Annotated in this window: 9 protein-coding genes; 6 read left to right on the forward strand and 3 right to left on the reverse strand. The window is 35.9% G+C overall.

Annotated features, from left to right (window positions below):
* Positions 1-81 precede the first annotated feature (81 nt).
* A complete protein-coding gene (locus tag ABYK33_RS12980; protein ID WP_373033693.1) occupies positions 82-624 on the forward strand; it encodes a hydrolase in 543 nt (180 codons plus the stop codon).
* A 26-nt stretch (positions 625-650) separates the two neighbouring features.
* Here the strand turns inward: ABYK33_RS12980 and ABYK33_RS12985 are convergent, their stop codons facing one another.
* A complete protein-coding gene (locus ABYK33_RS12985) occupies positions 651-1082 on the reverse strand; it encodes a bacteriohemerythrin (protein ID WP_373033694.1) in 432 nt (143 codons plus the stop codon).
* A gap of 164 nt (positions 1083-1246) precedes the next feature.
* Here ABYK33_RS12985 and ABYK33_RS12990 point away from each other — a divergent pair, with 164 nt between their 5' ends.
* The 3 genes from ABYK33_RS12990 to ABYK33_RS13000 all read left to right on the forward strand — a co-directional run bounded on the left by ABYK33_RS12990 (position 1247) and on the right by ABYK33_RS13000 (position 2950).
* The gene (locus ABYK33_RS12990) at positions 1247-2173 is read left to right on the forward strand and encodes a DUF234 domain-containing protein (protein ID WP_373033695.1); all 927 of its coding nucleotides are present in this window, start codon (positions 1247-1249) and stop codon (positions 2171-2173) included.
* Between the two features lie 12 nt (positions 2174-2185).
* Positions 2186-2488: a hypothetical protein gene (locus ABYK33_RS12995; RefSeq protein ID WP_373033696.1), complete on the forward strand. Its 303-nt coding sequence runs from the start codon at positions 2186-2188 to the stop codon at positions 2486-2488.
* 75 nt (positions 2489-2563) lie between these two features.
* Positions 2564-2950, forward strand: coding sequence for a group III truncated hemoglobin (locus tag ABYK33_RS13000; RefSeq protein ID WP_373033698.1), 387 nt, complete (start codon positions 2564-2566; stop codon positions 2948-2950).
* An 18-nt stretch (positions 2951-2968) separates the two neighbouring features.
* Here ABYK33_RS13000 and ABYK33_RS13005 read toward each other — a convergent pair whose 3' ends face one another.
* A complete protein-coding gene (locus ABYK33_RS13005; RefSeq protein WP_373033699.1) occupies positions 2969-3112 on the reverse strand; it encodes a hypothetical protein in 144 nt (47 codons plus the stop codon).
* Between the two features lie 110 nt (positions 3113-3222).
* Between ABYK33_RS13005 and ABYK33_RS13010 the strand changes: the two genes are divergently transcribed.
* Together ABYK33_RS13010 and ABYK33_RS13015 are read left to right on the forward strand one after the other, a co-directional pair.
* Positions 3223-4161, forward strand: coding sequence for a DUF234 domain-containing protein (locus tag ABYK33_RS13010; protein ID WP_373033700.1), 939 nt, complete (start codon positions 3223-3225; stop codon positions 4159-4161).
* A 64-nt stretch (positions 4162-4225) separates the two neighbouring features.
* A complete protein-coding gene (locus ABYK33_RS13015; protein WP_373033701.1) occupies positions 4226-5005 on the forward strand; it encodes a hypothetical protein in 780 nt (259 codons plus the stop codon).
* Between the two features lie 14 nt (positions 5006-5019).
* Here the strand turns inward: ABYK33_RS13015 and ABYK33_RS13020 are convergent.
* A partial coding sequence (locus tag ABYK33_RS13020; RefSeq protein WP_373033702.1) for a TRAP transporter substrate-binding protein occupies positions 5020-6060 on the reverse strand: 1041 nt, incomplete at its 5' end.

Raw genomic sequence — 6060 nt, forward strand, 5'->3', positions numbered from 1 at the left:
AATGGTAAAGATATTGCAGATAGAATGATCGGACTTCTTGAAAAATAAAGTATGATATAAAAAATGAAAAGAGGAAATATTATGAGAATCAATGTAGAAAATGCACTGTTTTGTTTAGTTGATGTTCAAGAAAGACTTCATCCGCATGTCAATCATAAAGATGAAGTTGAAAAAAACTTGATTACCCTGGTTAAAGGATTAATTGTACATGATGTCCCGTTTATTGTAAATGAACAGTATAAAAAAGGCATAGGGGAAACGATTCCTTCCTTAAGAGAACTTATCGACACTTATCCTCATTTTGAAAAAACTACTTTTTCTTGTTGTCAAAATAAAACTATCATGGATGCCATTAAAGAAACAAATAAACAGATCATTATAGTGGCTGGGATAGAAACACATGTATGTGTTTTACAAACATGTATAGATCTATTGGAAGCTGGATTACAGCCTGTATTAGTGACAGACTGTGTTAGCTCAAGAAAACAAAAAGATACTGATGTTGCGATTGAAAGACTGATTCAGGCAGGTGTCATTCCTACGACTTATGAATCTCTTTTGTTTGAATTGACGGTAGACTCGAAGAACCCGGTATTTAAACAAATTTCTGCTTTGGTAAAATAAAGGGTCATTCACCACTGTTTAGAACACTATTCTTTTTCAAGTGCCATTTGTTGTGCTATGTATCTTGCTGTTGGAGTATCTACAGTATTGATATGTAAAACTATCCACTCTGGTGACTTGTAGATAAAATTGATAATTTTATCTACATTACCATACTCTTTCCATTGTTTGACAGCATAACTGACATCGGTTAAAAACATGTCATGTGCTGTTTTATGCATATCATAAGAGGGGAAATCATACTTTCTCATCAGACGCTCTTCATTGGCAAAGTGCACTTTTACATGTGCTATATATTCATCCAGTTTTGCTTCTAACTCACTTAGATTCGATTTGTTAATTAAATATTTTGTAGCAAGCTTATCGACCTCATTTAAAAGTTTTATTTCATCCTCATGTGTCTCTTGCATCTCCTCAACATCTAGATATTCAACTTGTTCTGCGTAAAGTAATGCCATTAGATAATCCCTTTTTGCTCTATTATAGACAAAAGTGCCGAAATATCTCTTGATAAGTATCAAGTACTAAAAATACCAAAGGTCAGGTATCGGATGATGTTAATGTTTTTTCGTTATCACTTCAAATATAAGCTATAATTACAGATCTAAAACAAGGCTAACCTATGTCAAAACGTCCAACACTGTTACAACATTTTCGCTCTTTTGCATATCAGAATAATATCAAAGATCTTGATATAGCTTTAGAGTATTTTACAGTATTTGGCGGTACGGGATGGGATATAGATAAATCAAAAAGTGTAGATACACTCATAAAAGAAAAAGTTTTACGTAACTACGAACCCATCCACAATGGCATTACACGTTTTACACATGGTAATGCGTTATATCATATGTTGCTGTCCAATATAGCGTTGGGTCTGAACCATGAAGATGCCGTATTTAAAAAATGTAGAGTAGGTAGAGACAAAGGTGAAGAGGCTATGGACTATCTGGAGATGAAAAGTCTGTTGAAGTTTGACACCTCAGTAGAAAAACCTCTAAAAAGTTCTGATGGAAAATCAGACAGAGTGTTCTTTGAATTGCCTTTTATGCGTTTTTGGTTTGCCACTATCTCTCCTTATTATAAGAGTATCTCTGAGGGGGACTTTAGTGAATTTGATGAAAAGTGGAATCAGTTAAGAGGTAATTTTTCTATTTTACTCAGTAATCAGTTAGTGTTAGAACTTGTAAAGCAAAGTCTTGCCACAAAGTTTGCAGATGACCCCATAGTTTCTATAGGTTCATACTATGACAAACATGTGCAAATAGAGATACTTGCAAAAAGAAAATCTGGAAAGATGTTAGCAGGTGAGTGTAAATACTCTAAAGATGCAGCAAAAATAAATATGCTGAACTCCCTTAAAGAGAAGTGTCAAAAAGCAGAACTAAACATAGCTGACTATGTACTCTTTTCTAAAAATGGATTTTCTTCTGAAGTTGAGCATATCAAAGATGCAGACCTCACACTTTTATCTCATAGTCATCTGTCTTCGTTACTGGATAATTTGAGCAAAGATGACTTGTTAGTGTATACCAATAAAAAGTACTAAAGGAATTACTATATGTTGATACGAAGCGGTAAAATACAGTTTTTATTTTGGACAGCTTTTTTTTCAGTAGTGCTCTATCTTTGGATCGTAGCAGTTGGGCTACAGACTTTTGTTCTGCCAGATGAAAAGCCGATGGTGTTACCACAAAACGTGATTATGCTGATGTTTGTTCTCTATATACTTTTGGCTGTTTCCGCACTTGCAGGAACTATTATTTCTACAATGATCAATAACAAATTCTATATAAAATTCTTTGGAAGCATAATGTTAGTAGGATTGGCAACATTATTGGCTGCTAAAGGAATGTTCGGATGAAAATCATAATGGGCATAGTTGGTGACTCTAAGAATGAGTATGCTACATTGCCTACAATAAACAAGGGTAAGTAATATGACAATAGAATTAGAAAATACCATCAATGATGAAAATATAGAAAGATTGGTAAGAACATTTTATCCTAGTGTTTTAGAAGATGAAATGGTAGGACCATTTTTTATAGAGAAGCTTGGTTCAGATATTTCTAGTGCTAAGTGGGAAGAGCACTTAGTGTTACTAAGTCAGTTTTGGGCATTTACAATTTTGGGTGATGAAGCATATACGGGGCATCCTTTGGCGCCACACTTTGAGATAGAAGGTATAAGCAGAGAAGCCTTCAACCAATGGCTTAAACTTTTTTATGATGCAGTAGATAAAATCTACACAGAGAACATAGGCGAATTTTTTAAAACAAAAAGTGCAGACATCGCAGAGAACTTTATGCGTAAGTTGGAAATATAATAGTTACAAGAATAAAACCTAGTATCCTTGCATTTCACCTTCAAGAATAATAATAGACTCTTTTAATGCAGTAAGTACATTTATATTATTTTCTTCGAGTTTCTCATTGCATAATATGCGTAATTTTTCGAGGTAAAGGTTTAATAACTCTTCTTGATCCATTGCTTTTCCTTAGTATAGTGATAGACTATCTTTCCAAATTGTTGGTGTGATGGCTAGCTTTATAATACCATCTTAGCTATAATCTATAAATTAAATTCAAGGGCACATTTATGTCTAATAAACCAACTAACCATCCTACTATGTTACAACAATTTCGCTCTTTTTGTTTTCAAAACTCTGCCACTGACTTTGAAGAAGCTGTAGAATACTTTGCCGTTTTTGGCGGGATGGGGTGGAATGTTGACTTTTCGAAATCTATCGATGAATTGATAGAAGAAAAAGTGCTTAGTAACTACAGATATATACATGGAGACATCGCCCATACTACCAAGAGTAAACCGATCTATCATTCGCTTCTTTCTGCTATCGCTTCAGGTGACAGACGAGAATATTCTGCGTTTAAAAAAGCAAATGTGAAGAGAGAAGAGGGGGAAGAGGCTGTAGATTGGCTTATCAAAAGTGATATTTTGATGTTTGATAAATCTGTAGAAAAACCTGTAAAAGAAGAAGATGGTAACTCTGATAAATTACTGTTTATTCAACCTTTCATGCGTTTTTGGTTTTCTGCCATTTCTCCTTACTATAAGGGTATCAAAGAAGGTGACTATACGGAAATGAAAGCACATTGGTCTCATATGAAATCAGGTTTTTCTGATCTTATCTATGACCAGTTGGTTTTAGAAATGCTTAAAAAAGGTTTTAAAGATGCATTTGAAGGTGATCCTATCGTTGGTATAGGTGGCTATTGGGATAAAAATGTTGAGATAGACATCTTGATCAAAAGAAAGTCTGGTGAAATGATAGCAGGCGTGACAAAGTACTCCAAGTCAAAAGCCAATAAAAGTGAACTCACTAAGCTAAAAGAAAAATGTGCTCAGGCTGAACTTGATGTAGATACATTTATAATCTTTTCCAAAAACAAATTCTCATCTGAACTCAAAAAGGAAAAGGGAGAAAAGTTACAGCTTTTTTCTCTTCGAAATTTGACCGGTCTTCTGGCTGATCTGAGTGAAAAAGATCTACTGGAATATACAAATAAGAAGTATTAGAATTCACATATGATTAACACTTCTATACTATACTATGTACAAAATTACTTAAGGAAGATTATCTATGAAAAAAGTTTTACTATTACTTTCACTTACTAGCACAATGATATTTGCTGCGACTGGTGCAGAACTTACAAAAAACAACTGTGCAAGCTGTCATATGTTGACTACGCCAACACCAGACATGATTCCTGATATGAAAGCACCGCCCATGGATGCGGTGATGTTTCACATTAATTTGGTCATGCAGGATAAAAAAGAGATCAAAGACTTCATCGTTGATTATGTACAGTATCCAAAAGCGTCTAAGTCCGTATGTGAATCCAACAAAGTACAAAATTATGGTTTGATGCCGTCACTTAAAGGTAAAGTCTCCGAACTGGATTTAGCGACTATCGCAGACCACATGATAGCCAACTATCCAAGTTCAGAGTTTGAGGTGATGATAAAAGAGATACAAAAAAATGATAAGATGAATGCTTTGATCAACTCCCCATTTCTATTGAATAGTGAAGAATTGCCACACTTGACCAAATTGCTTTTAAATAATTGGGATAAGGCAGCATTGGGACTGACTGACGAACAAAAAGAGAAACTTTTGGTTGTAAGGCATGAGACCTTAAGTGCGATAAAAGAGATCAAACAAAAGGTGCAAGCTTTAGAAGCAGAGATCATAGAAACAATGGTGGATGATGAAGCACTTGAAGACACGTATCCTAAACTTGAAGAGGTTGCCAAACTTAAAGTAGAAGCTACAAAGGTACAACTCAAATGTCTTAAAAATAGTATGAAGATATTAAATGATGCACAAATAGAGTTTTTACTTCCATTTTGGGATGCATAAAATACGTTAGAGGGTTACCCTCTGATATCTAAAAAGTTCTTGGTACTGATATCATCCCAGGGCTTATTGAGTTTTACAAAATCCTGATAACTTTTTAAGACACGTGTAAAATCTTCACTATTAGCACTCTCAGTATCTAAGACTTCAGCCAGTGCTATTTTGGCTGCATCCATCATGTCTTTAGGAAATGTTCTTATCTGGACATTCTCTGGCAACTCTTGAAGTGCTTTAGCATTTTTGTATCTAAACTCCTGAAGCATATTTGCTGTCATCTCTTCACTGGCTGCGGTGATGATAGCTTGATGTTCACTGCTTAGCTTTTCCCATCGGGCTTTATTAAAGGTTATTTCCAAAATTGAACCAGGCTCATGCCAACCGGTATAGTAGTATGGCGCTGCCTTTGAAAAGCCCATCATACTGTCAAGTGCTGGTCCTACCCATTCTGTGGCATCTATGGTACCACGCTCAAGTGAAGTATATATCTCTCCTGCGGGCAAGAGTACAGGGTTCACTCCAAGTTTCTTCATCACTTCTCCGCCAAGCCCCGGGATACGCATCTTAAGACCTTTAAGATCAGCCAGAGAATTGATCTCTTTTTTAAACCAGCCACCCATTTGTGGTCCGGTTGTTCCACCTATCAGAGGATAGAGGTTAAACTTACCATACATCTCACGCCATAGCTCATATCCTCCCCCAAACTTCATCCATGTGATCATCTCTTCACTTGTAAGACCAAGAGGCATTCCTCCAAAGATAGAGAATGCAGGGTTCTTGCCTTTCCAGTAATAAACACCAGAGTGAAAGGCATCTATCTGTGCTGCGGAAGTCGAGTCAAAGACCTGAAGTGCAGGAACAAGGATATTTTTAGCATAGACTTTTATCTCAAGTGTTCCGCCACTGAGTTCAAAACAACGTTTGGCAAAATTGTCTACACCTGTTCCCATAATGGGAAAATGTGCAGGCCAGGATGTCGCAAGCTTAAGAGTGACCTTTTTACCTCTGCTGATATTGGCAGAACCACCTTCTGTCTTCTCCTCAGCCCTATGACATCCACT

The sequence above is a fragment of the Sulfurovum sp. genome, from assembly GCF_041562805.1.
Classification (GTDB): Bacteria; Campylobacterota; Campylobacteria; order Campylobacterales; family Sulfurovaceae; genus Sulfurovum.

What these genes read in the sequence shown, in the direction of transcription:
- ABYK33_RS13000 (WP_373033698.1), top strand. Translation starts at nt 2,564, where the DNA reads ATGACAATAGAATTAGAAAATACCATCAATGATGAAAATATAGAAAGA.
- ABYK33_RS13010 (WP_373033700.1), top strand. Translation starts at nt 3,223, where the DNA reads ATGTCTAATAAACCAACTAACCATCCTACTATGTTACAACAATTTCGC.
- ABYK33_RS13005 (WP_373033699.1), bottom strand. Translation starts at nt 3,112, where the DNA reads ATGGATCAAGAAGAGTTATTAAACCTTTACCTCGAAAAATTACGCATA.
- ABYK33_RS12990 (WP_373033695.1), top strand. Translation starts at nt 1,247, where the DNA reads ATGTCAAAACGTCCAACACTGTTACAACATTTTCGCTCTTTTGCATAT.
- ABYK33_RS12985 (WP_373033694.1), bottom strand. Translation starts at nt 1,082, where the DNA reads ATGGCATTACTTTACGCAGAACAAGTTGAATATCTAGATGTTGAGGAG.
- ABYK33_RS13015 (WP_373033701.1), top strand. Translation starts at nt 4,226, where the DNA reads ATGAAAAAAGTTTTACTATTACTTTCACTTACTAGCACAATGATATTT.
- ABYK33_RS12980 (WP_373033693.1), top strand. Translation starts at nt 82, where the DNA reads ATGAGAATCAATGTAGAAAATGCACTGTTTTGTTTAGTTGATGTTCAA.
- ABYK33_RS12995 (WP_373033696.1), top strand. Translation starts at nt 2,186, where the DNA reads ATGTTGATACGAAGCGGTAAAATACAGTTTTTATTTTGGACAGCTTTT.